Consider the following 26221-nt stretch of genomic DNA (forward strand, 5'->3'; position numbering starts at 1 on the left):
AAAATGTTGCGATTACTTGACCTCCGGCCAGTTCTTGGACAGCTTTGCGCGCTCCTTGATGGACAGGCCGAACAGGTTGATGAAGCCGGTGGCATCGGACTGGTCGTAATCCTTATCGACGCCGAAGGAAGCGGTCTGCTCATCGTACAGGGTGAACGGAGAGGTCACACCGGCGTTGATCATGTTGCCCTTGTAGAGCTTCAGCTTCACATCACCGGTCACGGTCTTTTCCAGACTGTCGGCAAAGGCATCCAGTGCCTCGCGCAGCGGGGTGAACCACTGGCCGTTGTACACGATGTCGGCGTACTTCTGTGCCAGCTGTGCCTTGAAGTGAGAGCTTTCCTTGTCCAGCGTAATGGTCTCCAGCACGTCGATGGCCTTGTACAGGATGGCGCCGCCGGGGGTCTCGTACACGCCGCGGCTCTTCATGCCCACCAGACGGTTCTCCACGATGTCCAGCAGACCGATGCCGTTTGCACCGCCCAGCTTATTCAGGTACTCCACCAGCTCCACAGCGCCCATCTCCTTGCCGTCCACGGCAGTGGGAACGCCCTTTTCAAAGTGGATGGTCACATAGGTGGGAACATCGGGTGCCTGCTCGGGGCTGACACCCAGCTCCAGAAAGCCGGGCTTATTGTACTGGGGCTCGTTGGCGGGGTTCTCCAGATCCAGACCCTCGTGGCTCAGATGCCACAGGTTCTTGTCCTTGGAGTAGTTGGTCTCGCGGTTGATCTTCAGGGGGATGTTGTGCGCCTCGGCGTAGTCGATCTCCTCGTCACGGCTCTCGATGTCCCACTCACGCCACGGAGCGATGATGGCCATATCCGGGCACAGGGCCTTGAGGGTCAGCTCAAAACGCACCTGATCGTTGCCCTTGCCGGTGCAGCCGTGGCAGATGGCATCTGCACCCTCCTTGATGGCGATATCAGCCAGTGCCTTGGCGATGCACGGACGTGCAAAGCTGGTGCCCAGCAGGTAGTCCTCGTACTTAGCGCCGAACTTCAGGGTGGGGAAGATGTAGTTCTCCACAAAGTCCTTCTTCAGATCCAGCACATACAGCTTGGATGCGCCGGTAGCCTTGGCCTTTTCTTCCAGACCGTCCAGCTCGGTGCCCTGACCCACGTCACCGGAAACGGCGACGACCTCGCAGTTGTTGTAGTTTTCCTTCAGCCAGGGAATGATGATGGAGGTATCCAGACCGCCGGAGTAAGCCAGCACGACTTTTTTGATGTTTTCCTTTTTCATGATAAACGCGCTCCTTTAATAAAAATACACTTTTGTTCTCTGATGCGCATTTCCCTTCGCATCCTCTGTCTTTCGTTTGCGGTTGATGCTTTTATTATACGCAGCGCGGGTTTTCCGTCAATGCTAAAAACTGCCAAACATAGCGCCTGTTTCGCTTTTCTTTTGGTTCAATCTGTATCTTTATGCAGATATTTTTAAATATATTCGTATTTTATGCAATTTGAGTGTATTTTTTCATGGGGTTTTGCGGGTCTCCCTCAGGCAAAGCCCCCCTCGGGGGAGCTGTCGAGCGTATGCGAGACTGAGAGGGCGTCCCCCGCAAAACAAAATCACCGGAGCATCCGCAGACGCTCCGGTGGTTTAACTATAACGATTTAGTTCAGCTTCAAGTCGCCGTCTTTGATCCAGCCCAGCTTGCGCTCCACCTCACAGAACACTACGCTGAGCACGGCAGGCAGCACAAAGCACAGCAGCGCCATGGCAGCCCAGTCCATGGGGGTGATGGCAGCCTTGGTACCGGCGGCAATATCGCTGACCCAGCCGGTGTAGACGCCGATCTGCCCCACCAGACCGCAGGTGCCCATGCCGGAGGAGACCGCTGCGCCGTTCATCTCAAAGTGGAACAGGCAGGTAGCCAGCGGGCCGGTGATGGCACTGGCCAGCGTGGGGGCGATCCAGATGCGGGGATTCTTGATGATGTTGCCCATCTGCAGCATACTGGTGCCCAGCCCCTGACTGACAAGGCCGCCTACCCCGTTCTCCTTGTAACTCATCACGGCAAAGCCCACCATCTGGGCGCAGCAGCCCGCCACGGCAGCGCCGCCTGCAAGGCCGGTCAGACCCAGTGCGGCGCAGATGGCGGCAGAGGAGATGGGCAGGGTCAGTGCCACACCCACGATGACCGACACCAGAATGCCCATGACCAGCGGAGCCTGCTCGGTGGCCCACATAATAAGAGTGCCCACCTGACTTGCGGCTGCGCCGATGGGGGCGGCGATGAGCATGGAAAGCCCGACGCCCGCAAAAATGGTCACCAGCGGGGTGACAAGGATATCCACCTTGGTCTCCTTGCTCACGGCCTTGCCCAGCTCTGCCGCCGCGATGGCAATGATGAGCACAGCCAGCGGGCCGCCTGCACCGCCCAGCGCATTGGCCGAGTAGCCCACGGTGATCAGGCTGAACAGCACCAGCGGCGGGCAGTGCAGTGCCCAGCCGATGGCGCAGGCCATGGCGGGGCCGCTCATGGCCGTAGCGTAGCCGCCCAGATCCACCAGCAGTGCAAGACCGGTCTGCTGACCCACCGTCTTGATGATGGTACCGATGAGCAGACTGGCGAACAGCCCCTGTGCCATTGCGCCCAGTGCGTCAATGAGGTAACGCTGCGGAGAGATGACGATATCCTTCCGCACCAAAAATTCTTTCAGCTTCGACATAAAACTTGCCTTTCTATCCAAAACAGATCGTTAAGGTTACGAACGTATGTCCTGTATCATACCATACACCTGTCAAGACAGCAAGAGGTTGCTGGAAAAATTGTGAAATTTCGGCTTTGTGCAATGTTCTGCCCTGCCGGAACGTATTCCATTTGGAACTTTTTCCGACACACTGCCCCGGTGGAGAATTTGTGTAGAAGCCCGCTGTGCCGTTGACGGCTCCCCGCGTGCGGGTGTATACTAGAGGAAGCGTAAAGTTATCATCCGCCGTCCTTTTTATCCTGAACCCATGGGCGGCGTGGAATAAAAGCGGGCCCGCCCCGGGCAAGGGGCAAAGACCCGGGGCAGCGCTGCGCTGCACCACCGGGAGATTCGGAGGCAGAGACGACAGATGAAAAAACGATTTGACCGATCCGGCACAGCCCGCCGCAAGGCGGTGACAGCCATTGCAGCGCTGACCATGGCGCTGGTTCTGGCTGTGGGCGGCGCAGGGGCAGCGACCCTGCTGTCTGCACAGCCGGAAACTTTGACCGTGGGCGCGGTCGTGCCCCACATCACCGCCGAAGCACCGCAGCAGACTGCTCCGGCTGACCCTGCCCCGGCAGCGGAGAGCACGGCGACTGCCCCGGAGCAGACAGCGGAAAGCACCGCGCAGCCGCAGCAGGCCGAGTCTGTCCCGGAACAAGCAAAAAAAACGGAAATTGCCGAAACCGCGCCGGCTGAACCGGAAGAAGCTGCCGCAGCACCGGAAACGCCGGAAACGCCGGCACAGCCCGCTGAGGATACCGCGCTGGAGGAGGAGAACTCCCCTGCCATGCTGCTGGAGGAGACCCCGGAGCTGGCCGCGCAGGACCCGCAGGCTCCCGCAGCGGACGGCACCGCCCAGAACGACACCACCAGCCAGCACACCCCGGAGGACAGCGTACTGCTGACCCCGGAGCAGATCCAGCAGGCGCTGGATTCCGGCGCGCTGGAAGATGCCGAGGCGCAGTGCATCGACCTGACCGATGAAAACGGCTTTTTCCGGTGGCTGTTCAACTGGCTGTTCGGCAGCAAGGATAAGGAAGAGGAACCGGCTCCGGCCTACTCCGGCTGGCGCACCGAGAACGGCAAGACCTACTACTATGCGCAGGACACCAACAAAAAAGTCACCGGCCTGCGCTCCATTGACGGCAAGCTGTATTATTTCGATGCCAACGGCGTTAAACAGGACAACGTGACCTTTGGCATCGACGTGTCCAAGTATCAGTCCGGGCTGGACTGGAACAAGATCAAAAAGTCCGGCGTGAGCTTCGTCATCATCCGCATCGGCTACCGGGGCTACGGCGCTGCGGGAAACCTGGTCAAGGACCCCATGTTCGAGGAGCACTTCACCAACGCCCGCAATGCGGGGCTGAAGGTGGGCGTGTATTTCTTTACGCAGGCCGTGAACGAGGCCGAGGCGCAGGAGGAGGCCGATGGCTGCAACTGGGCTTTGAATGGCCGGATGCTGGACTACCCCATCTTCTATGACACCGAGGCCTCCACCGCCCCGCGCGGCACCGGCCGCGCCGACGGTCTGGGTGTTGAGGACCGCACCAAATGCGCCATCGCCTTCTGCGAGCGGGTGAAGGAGCTGGGCTACAAGCCCGGCGTGTACGCCTCCACCACATGGTACCGCAAGCGGGTGGATTACAACACCCTGCGCAGCCGCTACACCATCTGGAACGCCCACTACGGCGTCTCTGCCAGCCCCATCGGCTGCGATATGTGGCAGGGCACCAGAACAGCCCACATCAACGGCTACAGCGGCGAGCTGGACGCCAATATCAGCTATATCGGGTAAAAGAGACTAAACACCCCCGGTCAGGGCTTGCGCCGCTGACCGGGGGTGTTTTTATCATACTCCCCTGTTTTTGTGCATAAGCTGGTGGCAGAGTATGCAAGCGCAAATGGCGGGGAGGCATGGGGATATGTTTGTGGTCACACTGAGCAAGACGAGCCTGAAAAAACTGGGAGCAGGGGCGGCGTGCTGCGCGCTGGTGGTGTTCAGCGCCATGCTGGGGCGGTTCATCAGTACCCGGACGGTGGCGGTGGCTGCCCCGGTGAACCGTATCGAGAGCGCACAGGACATCCAGACATGGTTCACCGGCTACGGGCTGGAGGTGGACGGCGCGTCCATCACGGCGGATAAGGTCAAGATCCCCCGCAGGTGGGACGACAGTTTTTCTGCCTTCAACGGGGTGGTGCAGCAGAGCGGCATGGATCTTGCCCGCTACAAGGGCAAAACTGTGGAAAAATGGTCGGCGCTGCTCCCGGCGGCAAGCAACGGCGAGACCAGCCGCTACGGGGTGCTGCTGGTGTATAAAAAGAAGGCCGTGGGCGCGTATCTGCTGGAAAAACCTTCCGGCACGGTGCTTGGACTGCAGGACGCTCAGAACGAACTGGCAAAGCAGACTTCCGGCGAGGATTACAGCGGCGACTGGGGCGAGCGGCACGACGAGCAGCTGACCGACAGCACCGCGCAGCAGACCTCCGGCGAACCGGAGGCAGAACCCGAAGCCGCCCCGCAGGCAGCCCCCTACACCGAGCTGCCGCTGGACGCAGAAGGGTATCCCGTGGAATAGGGACGGCATTGCTTAAAAAACGACCTTTTTTAAGCTCTTGTCCGGCAGTTGCACAAACTGCCTAGTTTTTACAAACGATTCGACAAAAATTAGACAAAACACGGATTTTTGTAGCATCCGTATGTTCAAATATAACAAAAAATTCTTGTAAAAATCGGCAATATGAAACGGTGCAAAAAAAACGGTACGGGTTTATAATAATAGTATACCGATTCCCGTTGGCAAAGCCATGTTCCGGGGCTGAATGTGCAGCCCGGGCAGAGGGATCAAGTAGTAAGGAGAAAATGATTATGAAGGAATTTCAGTACACTATTAAGGATGCCTGCGGCATCCATGCTCGTCCCGCCGGCCTGCTGGTCAAGACCGTGAAGGGCTTTGCAAGCACCGCCACCCTCGAGAAGGACGGCAAGAGCTGCGATATGCGCAAGCTGATGGCTCTGATGGGCATGGGCGTCAAGCAGGGCGAGACCGTGACCATCAAGGTCGAAGGCGATGATGAAGAAGCAGCCGCAGAGGCAATCCAGAAGTTCCTGAGCGAGAACGTCTGAGCCGCGACTTGAATGCCGAGCCCTCGCGGGGAAACTGCGGGGGCTTTTTTGACAAAACGCCGGGCGCTGCACGCCCGGCTGTAAGTGGAAGGAGAAAGTGCTATGCAGGTAGGCACCGGCAAAAGCGTGCTCAATGGCATCGCCATTGGCAAGCTGAAGATCTACAAGAAAAAAGATACCGCGATTTCCACCGCCCCTGTGGCAGATACTGCCGCAGAGCTGGAGCGTTTTGAAGCTGCCCGCCAGAAGGCCATTGAGCAGCAGACCGCCCTGTATGAAAAGGCACTGGCAGAGGCCGGCGAGGACATCGCCGAGGTGTTCAACATCCACGCCATGATGCTGGATGATGACGACTTTGTGGACGCCATCAAGGAGATCATCAACGGGCAGAAGATGTGCGCCGAGTACGCCGTCAAGACCGCCGGCAACAATCAGGCTGCGGTGTTCTCTGCCATGGACGACCCGTATCTGCAGGCCCGCAGCGCCGATGTGCTGGACATTGCGCAGGCCATGCTGGACATTCTGCAGGGGGTGGACAACGCTTCCCTGCAGGGCACCGAGCCCAGCATTCTGGTAGCCGAAGATCTGGCTCCCTCCGAGACCGTGCGCATGGATAAAAGCCTGCTGCTGGGCTTCATCACCCGCGAGGGCAGCTCCAACAGCCACACCGCCATTCTGGCACGCAGCATGAACATCCCCGCCCTGATCCAGTGCAAGGACATTCAGGACGACTGGGACGGCAAGATGGCTGTGGTGGACGGCTACAACGCCTGTGTGTATGTGGACCCCACCCCCGACCTGCTCAAGAGCCTGAAAAAGCGCCAGCAGGAGGACCAGAAAAAGCAGGCCCTGCTGCAGGAGCTGAAGGGCAAGCCCAACACCACGCTGGACGGCAAGACCATCGACGTGTTTGCCAACATCGGCGGCATGGGCGACGTGGGCGCTGTGCAGCAGAACGACGCCGGCGGCGTGGGTCTGTTCCGCACCGAGTTCGTCTACCTGAACTGCAAGGACTTCCCCACCGAGGACTACCAGTTCGAGGCTTACAAGCAGGTGGTGGAAAGCCTTGCACCCCGCAAGGTCGTTGTGCGCACCTGTGATATCGGCGCAGACAAGACCGTGGATTATATGAAGCTGGATCACGAGGATAACCCCGCGCTGGGCTACCGCGCCATCCGCATCTGCCTGACCCGCAAGGACTTTTTCAAGACCCAGCTGCGCGCGCTGCTGCGGGCTTCCGCCTACGGCAACATGAGCATCATGTTCCCCATGATCACCAGCCTGCGGGAGCTGCAGGACGCCAAGGCTGTTCTGGAAGAGTGCCGTGCCGAGCTGACCGCCGAGGGCGTGAAGATGGGGCAGAACATTGAAGTAGGCACCATGATCGAGACCCCCGCCGCCGTGCTCATCGCGGACGAGCTGGCCGCCGAGTGCGACTTCTTCTCCATCGGCACCAACGACCTGACCCAGTACACCTGTGCACTGGACCGCCAGAACGCAAAGCTGGAGCCCTTCTTCAACCCCCATCACCCCGCCGTGCTGCGCGCCATCAAGATGACCATTGAAGCCGGTCACCGCCACGGCATCTGGGTGGGCATCTGCGGCGAGCTGGGCGCCGACACCGCCTTGACTGAGACCTTCCTGCGCATGGGCGTGGACGAGCTGTCCATGAACGCCAAGAGCATCCTGCCGGTGCGCAAGATCATCCGCAGCGTAGACCTGAGCAAGCCCTCTGAGAAGGCCTGACCCGCGGAAAAAATATTATTATAATTTGTGGCTCAGAAACGCCTGCGGGCGTTTCTGAGCCACTTTTTTTCACAGAAGGGGTAACTCCCGGACAGGCAAACCTTGCCGCCACACAAAAAAGCTCCCCCTTTCGGGGGAGCTGGCACGCCGTAAGGCGTGACTGAGAGGGTTCGCGCGGCGGGCAATCATTTCCGCTGTTCCAGCATGGTCTGGATGCGGGTCTTGGCGCGGTAATAGGTCACCCGCGCCCATGCAGCATTGTGGCCAAAAATGGCTCCGATGCGGTCAAAGGGCAGTTCGCCAAACACCCGCAGGCTGAAAACCTCCTTGTAGGGTTCTTCCAGCGCGTGCAGACACTGGTGCACCGTAAAGGCGGCATCCTTGTCCACCAGCAGCTGCGCGATATCCGGGCTGTCGGCGGCTTTTGTTTCGGCATCTTCCAGCGGGGCGGCGTGCTTTGCGCGGCGGCAGTGGTCGTAGTAGGCGTTGCGCGCCACCGTGAACAGCCACGCCCGCACATCCTGCTTGCCGTCATAGTTTTTCAGGCCGTCCAGTGCCCGGAAAAAGGTCTCCTGCGTCAGTTCCTCGGCCAGCGCTTCGCTGCGGGTAAGCCCCTGCAAAAACAGGCAGACGTCCCGAAAGTAGAGCCGGTAGATGGTTTCAATGTCCATAGTCAGCCCTTCTCAAACACGCCTTGTTCCTGCGTGACCACATCCTCGGATTCGTAAACATAGGTCTGCGTTCCATCCTCTTTTTTCAGGATGAACCGCTCCACCTGCTGACCGTCCCTGTAATAGCGGATCTCGTCGGCGCATTGCACCGTCAGCAGCTGCGTACCGGAGACTGTGATGCTGGTATCGGAAGCTGATGTGCCCAGCAGCCCTTCCAGCGCAGCATGGATGTGCGGGAAGGTATAGCGCATCGCCCGGACGGTAACGGATGGTTTGCCCCAGTTAAAGGAGCCTTCCAGTTCCAGCCGGACGTTTTTGCCCTGCACTTCCAGCACACAGAGGTTGGCCTCGTTTTCCTTTTTGTTGTAAGTCCAGATTTTCGCCTGTTCTGCCGTTACCGGCGTTTTTGCGCCGCCCATCCAGAACACCAGCCCAAAAGCGCACAGCACGGCCAGAACCGCTGCCGCCGCTATGCGGATGCTCTTTTTCTGCAAGGTCTTTCGGATGCCCAGCAGCGGTGCATCCGGCTGGGGTTCCGGCTGCACCGGCACCGGCTTTTCCATCTGTTCCAGCTCTGCACGGCAGGCGGGGCACTCTGAAAGGTGCTGTTCCACCAGCGCACTGCTGGCGGGGCTGGCAAGTTTTTCGGCGTACAGGGGCAGTAAGTCGCGGATCACGTCACATTCCAGTTTCATGGTCATTTTCTCCTTTGCGGGCTTTCGTGTGCCCTTTCACCTCAATAACGCACAAAGAGGAAAAACGTTACAGAAAAACCGCAAATTCACCGGACTGCGGTCTTTTCCCGCAGTTTTTTCGTTCCTTTGAGGAAGAGCCATACCAGCACTCCCAAAAGCAGGCAGATGCCAACGTGCATGGCTGCCATCATATAGTAGCCCTGAAAATCGAACCGCACCGTCCCGGCCATCAGGTAGGGCTGATGCCCCGCTTTGTACAGGGTGACAAAGCAGGAGATGACGTTGTACAGGCCGTACAGCCCTGCCGCTGCGCACACGATGACCCACAGCAGCTTGCTTGTGATGAATTTTACGAACATAATTGCAGCTCCGTTCTCTCTCCGTCCTTGTAGCAGTAGATGCCCCCTGCGCGGGAGAAGTCCTTGTCCACCTCCACGCAGTCGAAGGCGCTGAAGGCCTGTTCAATTTTTTCGGGCGTGCAGACAAAGCCCCGGATCTTCAACGCAGCATCCTCGCCCACCACCTCGTTCCTCAGATGGATCGACCAGTAGCTGCAATTTTTGTCCACCGTCCATTTATCGTGCTGTTCCATGTAGTCCTCAATGACCTTCAGCTGCTCCTCCCCGATATTGGTGCTCAGAGACAGTCTGCCGGTGTAGCGGCCGTAATTGGCGATATAGCACGGTTCCAGATCGAACAGCAGCCCCGAAAGCCCCGACACCGCCCAGACCGAGAAGGTGACCATCTCCCCGTCCGGAATAGCGCGATCCTTCAGGTAGACCGTATGTCCGGTGCGGTTGTCCAGCCCGATCCATGTATGCCCGAAACACTTGAGGAAGGGCTTGGATTCGCTCTTGCCGTCAAAGGTGGTGATGGAAAGGATAAGCCCCTCCTCTTCACAGGGCAGGGTGCGGGCAGCTTTGCCGGCGGCGGCGCTGCACCACAGCCCAAGGGCTGCTGCGCATACCGAGAGCAGCACCGCCCATGCAATGATCCTCTTTTTCAATGCAATTCCTCCTATATGTTACGGCTCAGCCGTTTTCCTTCCAGAACAAGCCACCGGAGGTCTGGAACAGCAGCCGGGGGTTCACGCTCCTGCTGCCCAGCTTGAAGTCCATGGTCAGCTCCTCGCCCAGTGCGCCCACAGCCTGCCCCTTTTCCACGGTCTGGCCCTTGCTGACCGAAAGCTCCTGCAAGCCGTACAGATAGCTGCGCAGCCCGCAGCCGTGGTCGATAACCACCGTGTTGCCGGTAAGCGCCAGATTGCCCGCAAACACCACCGTGCCGTTGGCCGCGGCGCGGCAGGGCGCACCGGGGATGGTGTACAGCTTTGTGGAGTTGGAGCGGCTGCCCTGCTGGCCGTTCGTTACTTTAATTTGCCCGTAGTCCACCAAGGTCATGGAGTCCTCGGCGGGGGGCACAAAGCCGCCCTGCCACTGCTTGGCGGTGGCGGCAGCCTCGTACAGCGGCCAGATGGCACTGCGGAACTGGGCGTTGGCACTGTCCGCAGCGGGCGCTTCGGCCTCTGCCTCCACCGTGCCAAAGTCCTTCGGCAGCACGGTCAGGGTGCGGGTGATGGTCTCGCCGTTCACCGTAATGTTTATCTCGTGCCCGCCGGAGGAGGCGTTATAGGCTGCCGGGATATAGGCACGCCAGCCCTCTGCGGCGCGCACACACTGCACGCCGCCAAGGTCGGTCTCGATGGTAGGCACAGCGTCCCCGGTCATACCGGAGATGCGCACGCCTACCGTGCCGCCCTGCTCCACCCGCTCGGCGGAAAGCTCCACCTCCGCGCTGGCCTGCAGGGTAAAGCGGAAACTGTACCGGTACCAGCCGGTGGGCTTTGCGGGGCGCTCCAGCCCCAGATTTTTGCGCAGCTGGCCGGTGCTGCCGCCCTCGAACTGGGTGATGACCCCGCCCTTGGGCACGCGCCACGCGGTCAGCTCGGCCTTATACTCGCCGTTCGCAGGGAAGAGGAAGTTCTGGTACTCCCCCGCGCTGCCCGCAAACAGCACATCCCCCGCCGCATTCTGGATGGTCAGGGCGGTGTAGCCGGTCCACTCCGGCAAAGAAAGTTCCGGGTGAGCGGTGTACAGCACACCCAGCTTCTGCACACTCAGGGTGGCGGGGCTGGCGAACACCTTATCCAGCTGACCGCCCAGCAGCGGCACTTGCCAGCAGGAGCCGTTGGCTTCCAGCGCCTGCCCGCCGAACTGTGCCGCATCGTCCGGACAGCCGCCCTCGGTGGTAAAGGCATAGCTTACCCCCATCACAGCCGCCAGCAGCACCACCACACCCAGCGCCACACTGATGATCCAGAGCAAAAAACGCTTCATGTTCCTTCTCCTTATGTACAAAAAGGGCGCACCGGGGCAGTCCGTTCAGACAGACTGCTCCGTGCGCCCCGATGTGCTCATCTTCCCGGCAGTTTCCGGTATTTCAGGATCATTCTGCCTCGGTCTCGTCCTCGGCAGCAGCTTCCTCCGGCTCTACGGTTTCTGCGTCATCCTCGCCGAACAGCAGGCGCTCGTATTCGTCCAGTTCCTTCTCGCGGCGGTTCAGGTAAAGTGCCACAGCAGCCAGCGCACCAGCCACAGCAGCCAGAACGGCGATCACAGCGACCAAGCAAGATTTTTTCATAGATTCAGTACACTCCTTTTTGCAGTTGAAACGTTGTTTCAGCTTGATTTTTCCAGCGGGCGTCCCGCAAAAGGATCTTGATGCAAGCGGCACCACTGCGCCGCTTTGTAGCTTTTATTATACCCGCTCCCGTCCAAAATTACAACCGTTGCGCCCCAATTTTCACGCCCCGAAGGTGCTGCGGGGCGCAGTTTGGGCAGTGTGCCGGTTTTGGCGCAGTGCTTTTCGGCAGAATGCCAAAATCACAGCAGCAGCGGCTTATACGCCCGGAACGCCCCGGGCAGGGCGTAGGTGGTGCGCAGCTGCTCCCGGCTTGCCCAGACATAGCCCGCCGGGGCACTCTGCGCCGGAACGCGCAGCTGCACGCCGGACATGAGCCATTCGATATGGGTAAAGATATGCTTTGCGGCGGGCAGGGCGGCGGGCTGCGCCGCGCCGGTGTCCAGTCCCAGTGCCGTAAGCCGCGCCAGCACCTCGGCCTGCAAAAGATGCTCGCCCTCCCACAAGACCGGCTGCCACAGCCCGGCCAGCAGCCCTTTTTGCGGCCGCTGCTGCACCAGAAAGCCCGCCGGGCTTTCCACCAGTGCCAGCGTTACCGGCACAATCTTGCGGGGCTTGGGCTTTGCCTTTTGGGGCAGCTGGGCGGTGGTGCCCGCCGCCCGGGCAAGGCAGAGCGCCGCCAGCGGGCACTGCCCGCACAGGGGCGCGCCGTTGGGCACGCAGACCAGCGCGCCCAGCTCCATCAGCGCCTGATTGTAGTCCCCGGCCTTTTCCGGCGGCTGATGCTCCATGACCCGGGCGGTAAAGGCTTTTTTTACCGCCGGTTCTGTAATCACACCGGGGTCATTATACAGGCGGGAAAACACCCGCAGCACATTGCCGTCCACGGCGGGCACGGGCAGGCCGAAGCTGATGGACGCAATGGCCCCGGCGGTGTACTCCCCGATGCCGGGCAGCGCCCGCAGGGCGGCGTAGTCGGCGGGCAGCTGCCCGCCGTACTGCGCACAGACGAGCTTTGCGGCCTTTTGCAGGTTGCGCACCCGGCTGTAATAGCCCAGCCCCTCCCACAGCTTATGCAGCTTTTCCTCCTCGCAGGCGGCAAGCGCCGGGATATCTGGCAGCTCCTCCAGAAAGCGGTAGTAATACGGCAGCACCGCCGACACCCGGGTCTGCTGCAGCATCACCTCGCTGAGCCACACATGGTAGGGGGTGGGGTCCTCCCGGAAGGGCAGACTGCGGCGGTTCTTGTAAAACCAGTCCAAGAGGGCAGGCGAAATATTTTCCACTTGTTTTGTGCTCCTTGTTGAAAAATGAAGAACAAGAAAGCCGCCGCAGAGGCGGCGGCTTTCTTTGATTACAGTATGTGCGCTTCTCAGAAGCCGTATGCGGTGCGGGGGAAGGGCAGCACGTCACGGATGTTCTGGATGCCGGTGAGGTACATGATCATGCGCTCAAAGCCCAAGCCGTAGCCTGCGTGCTCCACGCCGCCGAACTTGCGCAGATTCAGGTACCACTCGTAGTTGGTCTTGTCCATGCCCAGCTCGTCCATGCGGGCCACCAGCTTGCCGTAGTCCTCTTCACGCTGGCTGCCGCCGATCAGCTCGCCGATGCCGGGCACCAGCATATCTGCTGCGGCCACGGTCTTGCCGTCGGCGTTCTGCTTCATGTAGAAGCTCTTGATCTCCTTGGGGTAGTCGGTGACGAACACCGGCTTTTTGTACACCACCTCGGTCAGGTAGCGCTCGTGCTCGGTCTGGATATCCACGCCCCACTCCACGGGGTACTGGAACTTCTTGTTGTTCTTTTTCAGGATCTCAATGGCCTCGGTGTAGCTGATGCGGGCGAACTCGCTGTTTGCCACCAGCTCCAGACGCTCGACAAGACCCTTGTCGATGAACTGGTTGAAGAAGGCCATCTCGTCCGGGCAGTTGTCCAGCACATAGCGGATGACGTACTTGATCATAGCCTCGGCGTTGTCCATGTAGCCGTTCAGGTCGCAGAAGGCCATCTCCGGCTCGATCATCCAGAACTCCGCAGCGTGGCGGGTGGTAAAGCTCTTCTCCGCGCGGAAGGTGGGGCCAAAGGTGTACACCTTGCCAAAGGCCATAGCCATGGCCTCGGCCTCCAGCTGGCCGGAAACGGTCAGGTTGACCGGCTTTTCAAAGAAGTCCTTGCTGTAATCCACCGCGCCGTCCTCGGTCTTGGGCAGATTGTCCAGATCCAGCGTGGTCACGCGGAACATCTCGCCGGCGCCCTCGCAGTCGGAGGCGGTGATCAGCGGAGAGTGGGCGTAGACAAAGCCGTTCTCCTGGAAGAACTTGTGGATGGCGTAGGCAGCCACGCTGCGCACGCGGAAAGCGGCGTTGAAGGTGTTGGTGCGGGGGCGCAGGGTGGGCATGGTGCGCAGATACTCCATGCTCATCTTCTTTTTCTGCAGGGGGTATTCGTCGGCGGGGCAGTCGCCCAAAATCTCCACGCTCTCGGCGTTCAGCTCAAAGGGCTGCTTTGCCTGCGGGGTGAGCACCAGCTTGCCCTTGATGCGCAGGCTGCTGTACAGACCGGTGTGGATGACTTCGTCGTAGTTTGCCAGCTTACCGGCTTCCAGCACGACCTGCAGGGTCTTGAAGCAGCCGCCGTCCGACAGGGCGATAAAGCCGATGTTCTTGGAGTCGCGGATGTTCTTTGCCCAGCCGCAGACGGTGATCTCGGTGCCGTCCGCCGGGGTGCTCTTGAACAGCGAAAGGATCTCGGTACGTTCCATAGTAGTTCTCCTTTATAAACAAAAAAGACAGCTTTTGCCCTGAAAGTTCAGGGCGAACAAGCTGTCTTGTAATGTCCGCGGTGCCACCTGAATTACCGGATGTGTCCGGTCGCTCACGCGCTCTTTTGTTTAAGCGCTGTCCCTGTAACGCTGGACCTGCGGCGCACCTACTTAACGGCAGACGCACTGCCGTGTTCAGTTTGCTGCTCCCGGGTGTTCGTTCACGCGGCGCACGGGCGCGGCTCTCAGCTGTGCCGCACTCTCTGGGCCGGACGGCCCGCGCTACTTTTCCCGTTCCTTGCATTTGCTGTTTTAAAATAGCACGTTGGCGGCATTTTGTCAACCTTACCGCGCGGCATCGGGGAAAATTCTGTGTTTTTTCTTGTCAGGATGCGCATTCTCTGGTAAAATGGAAAAAAGCGACATTCCGCAAAAACAGATTCTGGAGGAGATCATGAAGCACACACACCGCATCATCCGTCTGCTGACCCTCGCTGTGGTCAGCTGCGCACTGGCCGCCCTGCTGAGCGGCTGCACCAAAGAGGAATTCATTGCCGGGTACAACGAGTTTTTGTTCGGCGACTGGTTCCCCTCTCCCCCAAGCGCCGGGGAGACCACCGCTGCGGAAGGTTCCGCATCGGGGGACTCCGGTCACGTCTACGCCGAGCCCAACCCCGAGTGCGACGCCAAGATCTCGTCGCTGATGAGCGAGCTGTACTCGCTGGAGTCCTCTGCACGGTCGGATGTCAGCAGTGCCATCCAGAGCGCAAAGGATGAATACCACGCTCTGCCCGCCTCTCAGCGGACCTTTGCCAATAAAGTCAGCATCGCCTACAAGCATCTTTCCTCGGTGGAGAGCACCTACGACAGTGCCGTCTCCTCGGTGGTCAGCGAGATGCGCAGTGTGCTGCGGGAGTATAACCAGCCCGAAACCATAGCCGATCAGGCCTGGAGTTACTATCAGTCTGCCAAGAGCAGCATGATCTCCAGCCTTGGCGGCTGATTCAGCCTAATAATGTTTCCACGAGGCCCTGTGCTGCCAGATATCCGGCGTACAGGGCCTCATTTAAGTTGTTGCCGTGCCCGCCGATCTCGATCAGCAGACTGCCGGTGGTCAGGTCCTGATTATAGAACCGGTAGCTGAACAGCACCGGGCGGGTAAGTCCGGGGTATTTTGCTTCCATGCTGCGCTCCCACGCAGCGGCAAAGCGCAGGTTCTGCCGCCATGCGGGCAGCTGCACGCTGGTGCCGTTATCGCACCCGCAGATGATCATCACCTGCGCCGCCTGCCGCCCGTCTATGCTGCACACCGGGGCGCAGCGGGTGCCGTTTTCCCGCTCGATGGCGTCCCGGTGGACGTCCAGCACCACCTTGATGCTGGGGTACTGCGCCAGATACTGCTGCACCACCGCCCGGCTGTTGGCATAGCTGCCGGTGTAGCTGGGGTAGTCGTTCAGGGTCTCGTCGTGCAGGGTGCAGATGCCCGCCGCATTGAGGGTATCGGCCATCACCCGCCCCACCGCGCACATATTGATGCTGCGGTCGGTGCTGCGGGCACCGTCCCCGGGGGTGAACCACAGCCCGGCAGAAAGGCGGTAGTCCTCGGTGGCGTGGGTGTGCATAATGAGCACCTGCGGCGCGGCGCTGTCCTTTTCGATGGCAAAGGGCAGGGGCTGCGCCGCCTCGGCGGCGATGTCTGCCGCCGTCTGCCGGGTGTTATTCTTGATGCTGCCCGCACCGCAGGGGATGTACTTTTCGCCGCTGCCCTGCCCGAACTGCTGCTCCGTCACCGTGCCTGCATCGGCGGGGCGGGCCTCGTCCGGCTGCAGCGCCACAAAATACTGCTCCACCCCGGTCTGTACCGGGGCGGCAGCTTCCTGCGCCGGAGAAGGTGCGGATGCAGCCTCCGCCGCGCTTTCCGCAGACGATTCTGCTGCCCGGCTCTCCACAGCCTGCTGCCCCAGATGCAGCAAAGTCTGCGCGGCGGGCACCGGCGCTGCCAGAAAGGCCGCCAGCACCAGCGCGGCGCTGCGGGCAAAGATGCACAGCGCTGCAAACAGCACCGCAGCCTGCAAAAAGGGCGCTGCCCTGCTCTGCCCCGCAGGCAGACGCCAAGGCTCTCTGCTGCGCATGGCAAGACCTCCTTTCTTCACCCCGTCAGCCAGCAGAGCTGCTGCACGGTAAGGCGGGGCTGCAAAGCGCGGTTGACGCTACCCGCCAGCAGGGCCGCGCCGTGGGCGATGACGCTGTCCAGCGCACGGGGCGTGACCACAAGATCTGCCCCCTCCTGCGCCTGCATCAGGGTGGGGATGCCCGCCGCCACCACCGGCACGCCTAAGGTGTCCCGGGTCAGGTGGCGGGTGTGGTCGGCCTGCGCCGGGTAAAGCCCTGCGTCCGAAAACTGCACCGTGCGCCCCAGCCGCTGCCCCTCGGCGGAGCAGAGACTGTCCACGCAGACCACCGCCGCCGGGCGCAGCTGCCCCACCAGCGCCGCCGCCAGCTGCTGCAGGGAAAGCCCGGTGGCTGCCGCCACCCCGGGCGCAACGGCTGCTACCGGGCGCAACCCCCGCACCGGCGGGGCAGCGCCCGCGCCCATGGTGACAAGGATGCGCTGCACCGTGCGCGGGCCAAGGGCATCGGCGGTGATGCGGCGGTTGCCCACCCCCAGCACCAGCACAGGCCCTTCCGGCGGCAAAAGGGCCCGCAGCTCCCGGGCGCACACCTCGATGACGGCGGCGTCCCGCTCGTCCAGCACGCTGACGCTGGGCATTTCCAACGTAACATACCTGCCCCGGGGGCGGCTGAGCCCCTCGCGGGCGATCTCCACCCTTGTCACCGTGACCCCGCCGTGGCGGGCGGTGGCCAGCCGCACCCCTGCGGGCAGCGGCTGCGTCGCGCCCGAAAACAGCTCGTCGGCCATATCCGTAGTACGCATTTTCCACACTCTCCGTTCCTTTTTGGGGCAAAAGCCCGCTTTCTTGCCGGAAAGTATGGGAAAAATAAAACTTTTCCAAACAAAAATCAAAAAAACGCTTGCGCTGGTACGCGAAATATGGTATCATAGGGTGCGCTGTTATAGGTAGCCAAGGAGGTGGAACGAATGCCTAACATCAAATCTCAGAAGGACCGCGTCGTGCAGGCTGCTGCAGAGCAGGCTCACAACAAGGCCATTAAGACCAACCTGAAAACAGTCGTCAAGAAGGCAGACGCTGCCATCGATGCGAATGCCGCTGACAAGGACGCAACCGTCCTGGCTGCTGTTTCCGCGATCGACAAGGCTCGCGCTAAGGGTGTCATCAAGAAGAACACCGCCAGCCGCAAGATCAGCCGTATGGCAAAGCGTGCTAACAAGAACGCTTGATCGCGCAGTTTGATTGACGAACAAAACCTCTGTACCGGGTAACCGGCACAGGGGTTTTTGTTTTTTCCGCTGTTATGTCCCGCACAGTACGGCAAGGCTTTGCCGCTGCACCGGTTCCAGCAGCTGCTCCGGCGGCAACGGCTGCGGCGGCTCCACCACCCACCACACCGCCCACGCGGCGGGCACGACTGCCGCCAGCATAAGCCCCGGGTACAAAAGTGCCGGCTCGTGCAGCCACGGACTGCCGGGCGGCAGCACCAGCGCCGTGCACAGGCACAGCGCCGCCCACAGCTCCCACAATACGGTCTGTCCGCTGTGTTTCATGCGCCTCACCTCCGTTTTGCCCCCAGTTTACCAGCCGCCGGGCGCAAAATGTGGCGAAACAGCGCGGGCAAAACATCAGTTCTGGTCGTGGCTTTTGCCCACAAGACTGCATACCACGCCGCAGACAAGGCTTGCGGTGATGCCCGCAGAAGCAGCGGTCAGCCCGCCGGTCAGGATGCCGATGGCACCCTTTTCCGCCACGGCGGTGCGCACCCCCTTTGCCAGCAGATGCCCGAAGCCCAGCAGGGGCACGCTCGCCCCCGCACCGGCAAACTCTGCCAGCGGCGCATACAGCCCCACCGCCGAGAGTACCACTCCCGCCACCACATAGCCGGTGAGGATGCGTGCCGGGGTCAGCTTTGTCAGGTCGATGAACAGCTGCCCCACCGCGCAGAGGACACCGCCCACTAAAAATGCCCACAGATAGTTCATTTCAGCTCTCCTTTTCCGGCGCGGTCAGCTCTACCAAGTGCGCCACCGCCGGGATGCTCTCCTTCTGCAAAAAGGTAGTCTGACTCATCAGTGCCCCGGTGGCGAGGAACAGCACCCGGCGGCTGCCACGGCGCAGCAGCTTTGGCAGGATATGCCCACAGAGCACGGCGGCGCAGCAGCCCGCGCCCGAGCCACCGCTCTTTACCCGCTGCTCCTCGGCATCGTAAAGCAGACAGCCGCAGTCCGCGTGGTTTTTCAGCAGCAGACCCTCTGCTGCCAACAGCTCCCGCAGCATCTGACTGCCCACCAGCCCAAGGTCGCCGGTGTAGATGCAGTCGAAATCCCGCAGTTCTGCATGGGTATCAGCAAGATAGTGCAGCAGGGTGGCAGCTGCTGCCGGTGCCATGGCTGCGCCCATGTTGTTGATATCCTTGATGTTATAATCCTGCACCCGGCCAAGGGTTGCGGCGGCAATGCCCACCCCCTGCCCTGCCGGACGCAGCAGGCAGCACCCGGCGGCGGTGGCCGTCCACTGCGCGGTAGGAGTGCGCACCGCGCCGTAACTCAGCGGGGTGCGGAACTGACGCTCTGCCGCGCAGAAATGGCTGGAGGTCATGGCCAGCAGGTTCTGCGCCGCCCCGCTGCTGCACAGCGCCGCGCCCAGCGCCAGTGCCTCCGCCATGGTGCTGCACGCGCCGAACAGCCCCGCAAAGGGCACGCCCAGCTCCCGCAGCGCGTAGCCGGAGGCGGTGCACTGCGCCTGCAAGTCCCCCGCCAGCGCAAGGTCTACCCGCTCGGCGGGCAGAGCCGCCTTTTGCAGGCAGAGCCGTGCCGCCCGCAGCTGCAGCTGCTTTTCGGCGGCCTCCCAGCTGCACTGTCCCAGCCGGTTGTCGGTGGTCAGTTCGTCAAAGCCCGCCGCCAGCGGACCATCGCTCTCTTTTTTGCCGCCAACCGCCGCCTGTGCGGCGATGACCGGCGGGGTATGGAACAACAGGGTATCGCCCCGGCGCTCTGTCATAAAATTTTCTCCTTTTTTCTACAAAAAATGCCCCGGCACGTGCTATACTGGTGCTGCGGCGCTGCAATATCCGGCGGAGCTGTTCCGTATTATAAAGCAGAGGCCCCCAGCAGCCAGAGCACAGCGCCGTACACCACCGCCGCCAGCGTGCCGTACACGATGACCGGCCCGGCGATGAGGAACATCTTGGCCCCCGTGCCCGGCACCCGTCCCTCGGCCTTGAACTCGATGGCTGCACTGACCACCGCGTTGGCAAAGCCGGTGATGGGCACCAGCGACCCCGCCCCGGCCTTTGCCGCCAGCTTCTGGTACCAGCCCAGCGTGGTCAGCACCGCCGAGAGCAAAATCAAGGTGCAGCTGGTCAGGGTTCCCGCCGCTTCGGCGTCCGCGCCCTGCCGCAAAAACAGCTGCCGCAGCCCTTCGCCCAGCAGGCAGATGCTGCCGCCTACACAGAACGCCCAAAGGCAGTCTGCCAGAAGCGGCGAGTGCGGCCCGGCCTTTTGTACCCGCCGTGCGTATTCCTGCGCTGTCATCTTCATCTTCCCGCGCCCCCTTTTGCGGATAGTCTGCCCGGGGCGGCGGGTGCTTATCCTTTTTTTGTGAAAGAAGGTAGATTCTATGCGTTCTTCCCATCACCATAACCATCACGCCCGCCGTCTGCTCTGCCTGACGGCGCTGGCCTGCTTTGTGGCGGGCGGCACCGCCTACGCCTGCACCCGCAAGGCTGCGGTGCCGCAGCTGCCGGAGCTGCCTGCCGAGAGCCTTGCGCAGCCCGCCGAGAACGGCACGCAGCAGAGCACCCTTACCGCCGCACAGGCACAGGCGCTGCTGGACGATCCCCGTATGATCCTTGTGAGCCGCACCCACCCGATAACGGAGGACTACCCTGTCGAGACCAAGGAGTGCGGCTCGGCTACCGCCATCAACAAGACTTTGCAGACCGAAGCCGCCAACGCCTTTCTCTCCATGCAGGCCGCTGCCGCCAGGGACGGTGTGGATGTGCGGATGCAGAGCGGCTACCGCAGCGTCAGCTACCAGAAAAAGCTGTACGACAACAAGACCCAGTACTACCGCAACAAGGGCCTGAGCGAAGCCGCCGCCCGGGAAAAGGCCGCTGCCATCGTCAACCCGCCGGGCTGCTCGGAGCACAACTGCGGCCTTGCCGCCGACCTGAACAGCCCGGAGCACACCACCCTTGACACCGGCTTTGCCGACACCGCCGCCTTCCGCTGGCTGTGCGAGAACGCAGAGCAGTACGGCTTTATCCTGCGCTACCCCAAGGAGGCGGAAAGCGTGACCGGCATCACCTACGAGCCGTGGCACTGGCGCTATGTGGGCGCGGAAAACGCCGCCCTGCTCAACCAGAGCGGCCTGTGTCTGGAGGACGCGGTAGCCGTTTTGCAGCGCATTGCCGCCGGGGAGACCGTGACCGGTTAAAATCCGATGAAAACTACCGGAAAACCCTGTGGGGTACGTTGCAATTTACCTGCTGTTATGGTAAGATAAATACAGTCTGCCCGTGTGCGCGGCGCAGCCCCGCACCCCGACAAACGAATTCAACAAAAGAAGGAATATTTTATGATAAACCGCACAAAACTCTCTGTGATCGCCGTCAGCGCCGTGCTGGCTGTTGCCCTGACCGGCTGCGGCGGCAGCGCTTCCTCCGCGCCGTCCTCCGTGTCCAGCGCCTCCGCCTCTGCACCGGTCTCCGATGCAGCTTCTCCGGCGGCGGATACCGCTGAAAACGGCACCGCCGATCTGGACAGCGCTGTGGAGACCCTGCTGGCTGCGGACCCCATCTCCAACCAGTTCGAGATCGCCGCCATGAACATCGAGTACGACTTCGGCCTGAAGGCCGAGGACGTAGCCGCCTACAAGGGCGTAAAGAGCAACGACAACGGCGACGCCGGCCTTGTGCTGGTGGTGGAAGCCGCTTCCGGCAAGGCACAGGACGTGGTGACTGCGCTGGAGAGCTACAAGCAGGATCAGGTAGCTTTCTATGGCAACTACGCCGAGTTTGCACAGGCACAGAGCAACGTGGAAAACGCCATCATCTCCTCCAAGGGTGACCGTGTGGTCATGGTGATTGCCTCCAACGAGTGCACCGCAGACCTGAACAGTGCTGTGGACAGCGCCCTGAACAGCTGAATCTGATCTTCTGAGCCGGTGCCATCTGCGGCATCGGCTTTTTTCAGTAGAAAGCCCCTGATGAGGGGGATTTCTGCTGAAGCTGCGCCCGCATCCGTCATGCCGCCTTCCCCCGGCCGGGGGAAGGCTGAGTCTGTAATTCCGTGTAAAAAAGGAGGCTGACCCCTTGGTTTTCAGCACCATCATCTTCCTGTTCCGCTTTTTGCCCATCACGCTGGCGCTGTACTATCTTGCCCCCGCAAAACTGAAAAACACCGTGCTGTTTTTGTGCAGTCTGGTGTTCTACTGCTGGGGCGAGGTGCGCTTTTTCCCGGTCATGGTGGCGCTTATCCTCATCAACTATCTCAGCGGCCTTGCCATCGAGCACTTTGATGCAAAGCCCGCGCTGCGCCGCTTTTTTCTGCTGGTAGCGCTCATTGGCAGCTTAGGGATGCTGTTCTACTTCAAGTACGCAAACTTTGTGCTGCGCAGCGTGAATGCCCTGCTGGGCACCGCCTTTGCCGAAATTCAGGGCATCGGCACCCTGCCGCTGGGCATCAGCTTCTACACCTTCCAGACCCTTTCCTACTCCATCGACGTCTACCGCCGGGATGTAAAAGCCGAGCGCAATATCATCGACTTCGGCGCTTATGTGGTCATGTTCCCGCAGCTCATCGCGGGGCCCATCGTCAAGTACCGGGACGTCTCCGACCAGCTGCACGTCTACAAGCACCGCTATAATTTAAAGCAGATTGAAGAGGGCATGACCCTGTTCACCTTCGGTCTTGCCAAAAAGGTGCTGCTGGCGGACGCTGTGGGCGCACTGTGGACGGATATCATCGGGGTGGCAGACAGCCCCTCCACCACCTTTGTGGGTCTGGCAAACGCCTCCACCCCGCTGGTGTGGCTGGGCATCATCGCATACAGCTTACAGCTGTACTTCGATTTCTCCGGCTACTCCCTCATGGGCATCGGCATGGGCAAGATGCTGGGCTTCGACTTCCCTGCAAACTTCAACTACCCCTATATCTCCGCTTCCATCACCGAGTTCTGGCGGCGCTGGCACATGACCCTGTCCGGCTGGTTCCGGGAGTATGTGTATATCCCGCTGGGCGGCAACCGCAAGGGCCTTAAGCGGCAGATTTTGAACCTGTTCATCGTGGAGTTGCTCACCGGCATCTGGCACGGCGCGAACTGGAACTTTATCTGCTGGGGTCTTTACTACTTTGTGCTGCTGGCGGCTGAAAAGCTGTTCTTGCTGCCCTACCTGAAAAAGGGTAAGGTGTGGCCGCATTTCTACACCCTGTTCCTTGTGGTGGTAGGCTGGGCAATGTTCGTGGGCAACGACACCGGCGTGTCCTTCGGGCTGCTGTTCCAGAAGCTCTTTATCCCCTCCGGCGGGGTATCGCCGCTGTATTTCCTGCGGAATTACGGCGTGCTGCTGGCGGTAAGCGTGGTGTGCTGCACCCCGCTGATCGAAAAGCTGTGGGATGTGCTGCGCAAGAACGTGGTCACCCGCTGCGCCGCCATCCTGACGCTGCTGGTGGTCTCCACCGCCTATGTGGTGGGCAGCACCAACAGCCCGTTCCTGTATTTTAACTTTTAAGGAGGCGGGAAGATGTCCAAACACGAGAAAAAGACCTCCTCCCTTTTGCACTACCCGGTGCTGGTGGTGTTCAGCCTGTTTTTCATCGGACTGTTCGCGCTGGATATGGTCACCCCGGACCGCAGTTACAGCGAGTTGGAGAACACTACCCTGAGCCAGCGTCCGGCGCTGACCCAGTTCACCGCCAAGGGGCTGAACAGCTACTTTACCGCCTACACCAAATACGTCAAGGATCAGGTGGCGGGGCGCGACCAGTGGATCAGCCTGCAGAGCGTGGTGGAGACCACTCTGCTGCAAAAGCAGCAGAACGGCGGCATCCTGCTGGGCAAGGAGCACATGATGTTCCCCCGCACCTACGGGCTGCTTTCCAGCGAGGAGCGCACCCTGCCCAAAAACACCGCAGCGCTCACCAGCCTGTGCCAGCGCTACCCGGGCAAGGTGAATGTGCTGCTGGCACCCGCCGCCAGCGATATCTATAAAGAAAACGTGCCCGCAAACGCCCCCCTGCTGGACGAGGACGGCTACCTTGACCAGCTTTCTGCTGCGGTGCAGGCGGCCGGCGGCAGCTTTGTGGACGTGCGTCCCACCCTTTCCGCCCACAAGAGCGAGTATATTTATTACCGCACCGACCACCACTGGACGAGCCTTGGCGCCTACTACGCTTACAGCCAGCTGTGCCAGACCCTTGGCCTTACCCCCTTTGATACCGCCGCCCACACTGCGCTGACTGCCGACGGCTTTTACGGCACCCACTACGCCAAGGCGCGCACATGGAACGCCGTGCCGGACGTGATCACCTACTACGACCTTGCCAACACCCTGACGGTATGGAACGTGACGGCGGCAGGCCAGCCCACCGAGGGGCAGACCACCGGCCTGTACGACACAGAGAAGCTCTCCGTTTATGATAAATACGCCATGTTCCTGCACGGCAACAACGGTTTAAGCCGGGTGCAGGGCAACGGCAGCGGGCGCATCCTTGTCATCAAGGACAGCTACGCCAACTGCTTTGTACCCTACCTGACCGCCAACTACGCCGACATCGACGTGGTGGACTTCCGCAACTACAACTACGGCTTGGACAAGCTGATCGCCGATAACGGCTACGACCAGATCCTTGTGCTGTACAACTTTGACAGCTTCAAGAGCGACCCCTACCTCTACCGCGCCGGGGTACAGGGCTAAACAGCCAAAAGCCTAAATTATTGCAGTCTATTTTCACAAATTTATAGCCGCAATTTCATGCGTCCCGCCAGTTTTTGCACAGATGTGCCAAAACCCCTTGATAAAATCCGACCACTGTTGTAGAATGGCCATATAGAGAACAATGCTCTATCAGCCTTTGGGTATAGACGCCGGGGGATCGGGATGCAATGCGGCATTTCCCTTTGACAAAGGAGTATTGATGATGAAAAAGATGAATTATCCCGCAGATTATGCGGTACTTTCCAACGAAGAAATGACCTATACCACCGGCGGCGGCGCAGTGGATGATGCTGCCAGTCTCGCCACTACTGCCGCAACGGTCGTAGGTGCTGTGGTGCTGGCCTCCAGCTACATCTGGGGCATCAAGCAGGCACGCACATGGCTGCAGCAGGACGGCAACAAGGACGGCAACTTCTTTACCGTGATGGGCCGCGCCACCGATGCCCTTGCCGCCGATATGGGCAAATCCGCCGGCAACTTTGTGCGGGATGCCGTTTCCACCATCATGGTGGTGGCACTGGCTCCCCTGAGCGCCATTCTGCTGGTCGTGCGCTGAGACCCTTTATTCAGAAAAAGCGGTGCGTTTTTGGGTGCACCGTTTTGGATAGCTTTGTTTCAAAAGGAGTGTTATTATGGAAAAAATGATGATGCCCGCGTATTACAACGTCCTGTCCACTGAGGAAATGACCTACACCGAAGGCGGCGCTACTGCTACCATGTCTGAGGCTCTGCTGTGCTGGCTGATTCCTCCGTACGGCTGGTTCAAAGGCGTGACCGCTGTCCGCGACTACCGCCGTAAGAACCCCAACACTTGGATGGAGAAGGGTCTGGATGCTCTGGCTACTGATATGGAGAAGAGCACTGCCAACACCATCCGCGACCTCGCCTGCGCTGCATGGTTCGTCACTTCAACCGCTTCTGGTGTCGGTCTGGTCATCAACGCAGCGATCATCCTGCTCTGATCCATCTTATCTCATAAGACCGGCTCGGAGTACACCAAAGAACAGTCAAAACCACCGGCTGAGCCGGTGGCTTGAGTAAGCCCTAGAAGGGCATAATACTAGCAAAGCCCCTTAAGGGGCCACGAATGGGTCTGCCAACTGCATTCCTGTCTCGTGGCAGGCCCCTCAAGGGGCCCTTTTATTTACGCCTTAGTTTCCTTGCTACCCGTAAACGGGTCCACGAACTCCTTAAGGCTCAACTGATCGGCAATCTGGTCCTGTTGCAGTTGATTTTTAATGTACTCTTGGATTTTCTTTTTGTTCTTTCCTACCGTATCCACGAAGTATCCCCTGGCCCAGAAATGCCGATTGCCATACTTGTACTTCAGATTTGCATGTCTGTCGAAAATCATGAGACTGCTCTTTCCCTTGAGATATCCCATGACATAGGAAATGCTGTACTTCGGCGAAAAACTTATCAGCATATGGATATGGTCAGGGCAGGCCTCCGCTTCAATGATTTCAATACCTTTTTGTTCGCACAACTGGCGCAGTATCTGCCCTATATCCTTTTTGATCTGACCGTAAATTACCATTCTCCGATATTTCGGTGCAAACACTACATGGTATTGACATCTCCACGTGGTATGGCTTAAACTATCTACGTCTTTGTTATCTTTCATTTCAAAGATAAACCTCCCTGTTCCTAGAATGTGGTTGGCAAACCCACACTCTATTCTACGGGGAGGTTTCTCTTTGTCTAGGGCTAAAGCCGTTTTTATTCCACCAGCAAAGCTGGTGGTTGTCGCTCGCTCAAGCTACCCAAAGCAGGCGGAGGCGCTGCCCGAAAGGGCAGCGCCT

General features: G+C 60.2%; 29 protein-coding genes. 12 read left to right on the top strand and 17 right to left on the bottom strand.

Annotated elements, in window-relative coordinates:
• Window positions 1-12: 12 nt before the first annotated feature.
• Complete coding sequence (locus tag MTP43_RS13270) at window positions 13-1245, bottom strand: argininosuccinate synthase (protein ID WP_097783317.1); 1233 nt, start codon at window positions 1243-1245, stop codon at window positions 13-15.
• Window positions 1246-1619: 374 nt separating this feature from the next.
• Window positions 1620-2678, bottom strand: coding sequence for a PTS transporter subunit IIC (locus tag MTP43_RS13275; protein WP_113621568.1), 1059 nt, complete (start codon window positions 2676-2678; stop codon window positions 1620-1622).
• Window positions 2679-3069: 391 nt separating this feature from the next.
• Here MTP43_RS13275 and MTP43_RS13280 point away from each other — a divergent pair, with 391 nt between their 5' ends.
• The 4 genes from MTP43_RS13280 (at window position 3070) to ptsP (ending at window position 7578) form a co-directional block, all read left to right on the top strand.
• Complete coding sequence (locus tag MTP43_RS13280) at window positions 3070-4503, top strand: GH25 family lysozyme (protein ID WP_113621569.1); 1434 nt, start codon at window positions 3070-3072, stop codon at window positions 4501-4503.
• Between the two features lie 127 nt (window positions 4504-4630).
• Complete coding sequence (locus MTP43_RS13285; RefSeq protein WP_015537634.1) at window positions 4631-5284, top strand: DUF4830 domain-containing protein; 654 nt, start codon at window positions 4631-4633, stop codon at window positions 5282-5284.
• A gap of 284 nt (window positions 5285-5568) precedes the next feature.
• Window positions 5569-5832: an HPr family phosphocarrier protein gene (locus MTP43_RS13290; protein ID WP_005925323.1), complete on the top strand. Its 264-nt coding sequence runs from the start codon at window positions 5569-5571 to the stop codon at window positions 5830-5832.
• A gap of 102 nt (window positions 5833-5934) precedes the next feature.
• Entirely contained in the window at window positions 5935-7578 is a 1644-nt protein-coding gene (gene ptsP, locus MTP43_RS13295) for a phosphoenolpyruvate--protein phosphotransferase (protein ID WP_097785742.1), read from the top strand.
• A gap of 185 nt (window positions 7579-7763) precedes the next feature.
• Here the strand turns inward: ptsP and MTP43_RS13300 are convergent, their stop codons facing one another.
• From MTP43_RS13300 to asnS, 8 genes are all read right to left on the bottom strand, one after another.
• On the bottom strand, window positions 7764-8249 hold the full coding sequence (locus MTP43_RS13300; protein WP_249234897.1) for an RNA polymerase sigma factor: 486 nt from the start codon (window positions 8247-8249) through the stop codon (window positions 7764-7766).
• Between the two features lie 2 nt (window positions 8250-8251).
• Window positions 8252-8944 (bottom strand): zf-HC2 domain-containing protein, encoded by a 693-nt coding sequence (locus MTP43_RS13305; RefSeq protein WP_249234898.1) that lies wholly within the window; start codon window positions 8942-8944, stop codon window positions 8252-8254.
• 86 nt (window positions 8945-9030) lie between these two features.
• Complete coding sequence (locus tag MTP43_RS13310; RefSeq protein WP_249234899.1) at window positions 9031-9303, bottom strand: hypothetical protein; 273 nt, start codon at window positions 9301-9303, stop codon at window positions 9031-9033.
• Window positions 9294-9950, bottom strand: coding sequence for a hypothetical protein (locus tag MTP43_RS13315; protein WP_249234900.1), 657 nt, complete (start codon window positions 9948-9950; stop codon window positions 9294-9296). The genes MTP43_RS13310 and MTP43_RS13315 overlap by 10 nt, the downstream gene beginning before the upstream one ends.
• A 25-nt stretch (window positions 9951-9975) precedes the next feature.
• Window positions 9976-11280 (bottom strand): murein hydrolase activator EnvC family protein, encoded by a 1305-nt coding sequence (locus MTP43_RS13320; protein ID WP_249234901.1) that lies wholly within the window; start codon window positions 11278-11280, stop codon window positions 9976-9978.
• Between the two features lie 109 nt (window positions 11281-11389).
• Window positions 11390-11584: a hypothetical protein gene (locus MTP43_RS13325; RefSeq protein ID WP_005925310.1), complete on the bottom strand. Its 195-nt coding sequence runs from the start codon at window positions 11582-11584 to the stop codon at window positions 11390-11392.
• A 242-nt stretch (window positions 11585-11826) separates the two neighbouring features.
• Window positions 11827-12870: an A/G-specific adenine glycosylase gene (mutY, locus tag MTP43_RS13330; protein WP_117530020.1), complete on the bottom strand. Its 1044-nt coding sequence runs from the start codon at window positions 12868-12870 to the stop codon at window positions 11827-11829.
• Window positions 12871-12956: 86 nt separating this feature from the next.
• Window positions 12957-14345, bottom strand: a complete 1389-nt coding sequence (asnS, locus tag MTP43_RS13335; protein WP_112121453.1) for an asparagine--tRNA ligase — start codon at window positions 14343-14345, stop codon at window positions 12957-12959.
• Window positions 14346-14799: 454 nt separating this feature from the next.
• On the opposite strand from asnS, the gene MTP43_RS13340 reads away from it, so the two are divergent.
• Window positions 14800-15348 (top strand): hypothetical protein, encoded by a 549-nt coding sequence (locus MTP43_RS13340; RefSeq protein ID WP_236131566.1) that lies wholly within the window; start codon window positions 14800-14802, stop codon window positions 15346-15348.
• Window position 15349: 1 nt separating this feature from the next.
• On the opposite strand, the gene spoIIP is transcribed toward MTP43_RS13340, so the two are convergent.
• Together spoIIP and gpr are read right to left on the bottom strand one after the other, a co-directional pair.
• Window positions 15350-16477, bottom strand: coding sequence for a stage II sporulation protein P (gene spoIIP, locus MTP43_RS13345; protein WP_113621580.1), 1128 nt, complete (start codon window positions 16475-16477; stop codon window positions 15350-15352).
• Between the two features lie 17 nt (window positions 16478-16494).
• Entirely contained in the window at window positions 16495-17280 is a 786-nt protein-coding gene (gene gpr, locus MTP43_RS13350) for a GPR endopeptidase (protein WP_113621581.1), read from the bottom strand.
• 165 nt (window positions 17281-17445) lie between these two features.
• Here gpr and rpsT point away from each other — a divergent pair, with 165 nt between their 5' ends.
• On the top strand, window positions 17446-17706 hold the full coding sequence (gene rpsT, locus MTP43_RS13355; RefSeq protein WP_005943554.1) for a 30S ribosomal protein S20: 261 nt from the start codon (window positions 17446-17448) through the stop codon (window positions 17704-17706).
• Window positions 17707-17778: 72 nt separating this feature from the next.
• On the opposite strand, the gene MTP43_RS13360 is transcribed toward rpsT, so the two are convergent.
• The 4 genes from MTP43_RS13360 to MTP43_RS13375 all read right to left on the bottom strand — a co-directional run bounded on the left by MTP43_RS13360 (window position 17779) and on the right by MTP43_RS13375 (window position 20019).
• Complete coding sequence (locus MTP43_RS13360) at window positions 17779-18030, bottom strand: peptidoglycan synthetase (RefSeq protein WP_113621582.1); 252 nt, start codon at window positions 18028-18030, stop codon at window positions 17779-17781.
• A gap of 75 nt (window positions 18031-18105) precedes the next feature.
• Complete coding sequence (locus MTP43_RS13365) at window positions 18106-18462, bottom strand: SpoVA/SpoVAEb family sporulation membrane protein (RefSeq protein WP_113621583.1); 357 nt, start codon at window positions 18460-18462, stop codon at window positions 18106-18108.
• A gap of 1 nt (window position 18463) precedes the next feature.
• Window positions 18464-19480, bottom strand: a complete 1017-nt coding sequence (locus tag MTP43_RS13370) for a stage V sporulation protein AD (RefSeq protein ID WP_113621584.1) — start codon at window positions 19478-19480, stop codon at window positions 18464-18466.
• A gap of 89 nt (window positions 19481-19569) precedes the next feature.
• A complete protein-coding gene (locus MTP43_RS13375; RefSeq protein ID WP_113621585.1) occupies window positions 19570-20019 on the bottom strand; it encodes a SpoVA/SpoVAEb family sporulation membrane protein in 450 nt (149 codons plus the stop codon).
• A 79-nt stretch (window positions 20020-20098) separates the two neighbouring features.
• On the opposite strand from MTP43_RS13375, the gene MTP43_RS13380 reads away from it, so the two are divergent.
• The 6 genes from MTP43_RS13380 to MTP43_RS13405 all read left to right on the top strand — a co-directional run bounded on the left by MTP43_RS13380 (window position 20099) and on the right by MTP43_RS13405 (window position 25381).
• Entirely contained in the window at window positions 20099-20917 is an 819-nt protein-coding gene (locus MTP43_RS13380) for a M15 family metallopeptidase (protein WP_113621586.1), read from the top strand.
• Between the two features lie 141 nt (window positions 20918-21058).
• Window positions 21059-21628, top strand: coding sequence for a DUF4358 domain-containing protein (locus tag MTP43_RS13385; RefSeq protein WP_044960549.1), 570 nt, complete (start codon window positions 21059-21061; stop codon window positions 21626-21628).
• Window positions 21629-21794: 166 nt separating this feature from the next.
• Entirely contained in the window at window positions 21795-23213 is a 1419-nt protein-coding gene (locus MTP43_RS13390) for an MBOAT family O-acyltransferase (RefSeq protein ID WP_005925267.1), read from the top strand.
• Between the two features lie 12 nt (window positions 23214-23225).
• Entirely contained in the window at window positions 23226-24398 is a 1173-nt protein-coding gene (locus tag MTP43_RS13395) for a DHHW family protein (protein WP_005925265.1), read from the top strand.
• 223 nt (window positions 24399-24621) lie between these two features.
• Entirely contained in the window at window positions 24622-24975 is a 354-nt protein-coding gene (locus tag MTP43_RS13400; protein WP_015537615.1) for a hypothetical protein, read from the top strand.
• A gap of 76 nt (window positions 24976-25051) precedes the next feature.
• Window positions 25052-25381: a hypothetical protein gene (locus MTP43_RS13405; protein WP_005925259.1), complete on the top strand. Its 330-nt coding sequence runs from the start codon at window positions 25052-25054 to the stop codon at window positions 25379-25381.
• Between the two features lie 182 nt (window positions 25382-25563).
• Here the strand turns inward: MTP43_RS13405 and tnpA are convergent, their stop codons facing one another.
• A complete protein-coding gene (gene tnpA, locus MTP43_RS13410; protein WP_055185423.1) occupies window positions 25564-26043 on the bottom strand; it encodes an IS200/IS605 family transposase in 480 nt (159 codons plus the stop codon).
• Window positions 26044-26221 lie beyond the last annotated feature (178 nt).

Origin of the sequence: Faecalibacterium sp. IP-1-18 (genome assembly GCF_023347355.1) — a bacterium.
Lineage (GTDB): Bacteria > Bacillota > Clostridia > Oscillospirales > Ruminococcaceae > Faecalibacterium > Faecalibacterium prausnitzii.

Excerpts from the sequence above, each read along its gene's own strand:
- MTP43_RS13270 (WP_097783317.1), bottom strand. The coding sequence starts at position 1,245 with ATGAAAAAGGAAAACATCAAAAAAGTCGTGCTGGCTTACTCCGGCGGT.
- MTP43_RS13300 (WP_249234897.1), bottom strand. The coding sequence starts at position 8,249 with ATGGACATTGAAACCATCTACCGGCTCTACTTTCGGGACGTCTGCCTG.
- gpr (WP_113621581.1), bottom strand. The coding sequence starts at position 17,280 with ATGCGTACTACGGATATGGCCGACGAGCTGTTTTCGGGCGCGACGCAG.
- spoIIP (WP_113621580.1), bottom strand. The coding sequence starts at position 16,477 with ATGCGCAGCAGAGAGCCTTGGCGTCTGCCTGCGGGGCAGAGCAGGGCA.
- MTP43_RS13395 (WP_005925265.1), top strand. The coding sequence starts at position 23,226 with ATGTCCAAACACGAGAAAAAGACCTCCTCCCTTTTGCACTACCCGGTG.
- MTP43_RS13275 (WP_113621568.1), bottom strand. The coding sequence starts at position 2,678 with ATGTCGAAGCTGAAAGAATTTTTGGTGCGGAAGGATATCGTCATCTCT.
- MTP43_RS13405 (WP_005925259.1), top strand. The coding sequence starts at position 25,052 with ATGGAAAAAATGATGATGCCCGCGTATTACAACGTCCTGTCCACTGAG.
- MTP43_RS13400 (WP_015537615.1), top strand. The coding sequence starts at position 24,622 with ATGAAAAAGATGAATTATCCCGCAGATTATGCGGTACTTTCCAACGAA.
- asnS (WP_112121453.1), bottom strand. The coding sequence starts at position 14,345 with ATGGAACGTACCGAGATCCTTTCGCTGTTCAAGAGCACCCCGGCGGAC.
- MTP43_RS13365 (WP_113621583.1), bottom strand. The coding sequence starts at position 18,462 with ATGAACTATCTGTGGGCATTTTTAGTGGGCGGTGTCCTCTGCGCGGTG.
- MTP43_RS13370 (WP_113621584.1), bottom strand. The coding sequence starts at position 19,480 with ATGACAGAGCGCCGGGGCGATACCCTGTTGTTCCATACCCCGCCGGTC.
- MTP43_RS13325 (WP_005925310.1), bottom strand. The coding sequence starts at position 11,584 with ATGAAAAAATCTTGCTTGGTCGCTGTGATCGCCGTTCTGGCTGCTGTG.
- MTP43_RS13385 (WP_044960549.1), top strand. The coding sequence starts at position 21,059 with ATGATAAACCGCACAAAACTCTCTGTGATCGCCGTCAGCGCCGTGCTG.
- MTP43_RS13320 (WP_249234901.1), bottom strand. The coding sequence starts at position 11,280 with ATGAAGCGTTTTTTGCTCTGGATCATCAGTGTGGCGCTGGGTGTGGTG.
- MTP43_RS13310 (WP_249234899.1), bottom strand. The coding sequence starts at position 9,303 with ATGTTCGTAAAATTCATCACAAGCAAGCTGCTGTGGGTCATCGTGTGC.
- MTP43_RS13280 (WP_113621569.1), top strand. The coding sequence starts at position 3,070 with ATGAAAAAACGATTTGACCGATCCGGCACAGCCCGCCGCAAGGCGGTG.
- tnpA (WP_055185423.1), bottom strand. The coding sequence starts at position 26,043 with ATGAAAGATAACAAAGACGTAGATAGTTTAAGCCATACCACGTGGAGA.
- MTP43_RS13360 (WP_113621582.1), bottom strand. The coding sequence starts at position 18,030 with ATGAAACACAGCGGACAGACCGTATTGTGGGAGCTGTGGGCGGCGCTG.
- MTP43_RS13380 (WP_113621586.1), top strand. The coding sequence starts at position 20,099 with ATGCGTTCTTCCCATCACCATAACCATCACGCCCGCCGTCTGCTCTGC.
- ptsP (WP_097785742.1), top strand. The coding sequence starts at position 5,935 with ATGCAGGTAGGCACCGGCAAAAGCGTGCTCAATGGCATCGCCATTGGC.
- rpsT (WP_005943554.1), top strand. The coding sequence starts at position 17,446 with ATGCCTAACATCAAATCTCAGAAGGACCGCGTCGTGCAGGCTGCTGCA.
- MTP43_RS13375 (WP_113621585.1), bottom strand. The coding sequence starts at position 20,019 with ATGAAGATGACAGCGCAGGAATACGCACGGCGGGTACAAAAGGCCGGG.
- MTP43_RS13305 (WP_249234898.1), bottom strand. The coding sequence starts at position 8,944 with ATGAAACTGGAATGTGACGTGATCCGCGACTTACTGCCCCTGTACGCC.
- MTP43_RS13340 (WP_236131566.1), top strand. The coding sequence starts at position 14,800 with ATGAAGCACACACACCGCATCATCCGTCTGCTGACCCTCGCTGTGGTC.
- MTP43_RS13290 (WP_005925323.1), top strand. The coding sequence starts at position 5,569 with ATGATTATGAAGGAATTTCAGTACACTATTAAGGATGCCTGCGGCATC.
- MTP43_RS13285 (WP_015537634.1), top strand. The coding sequence starts at position 4,631 with ATGTTTGTGGTCACACTGAGCAAGACGAGCCTGAAAAAACTGGGAGCA.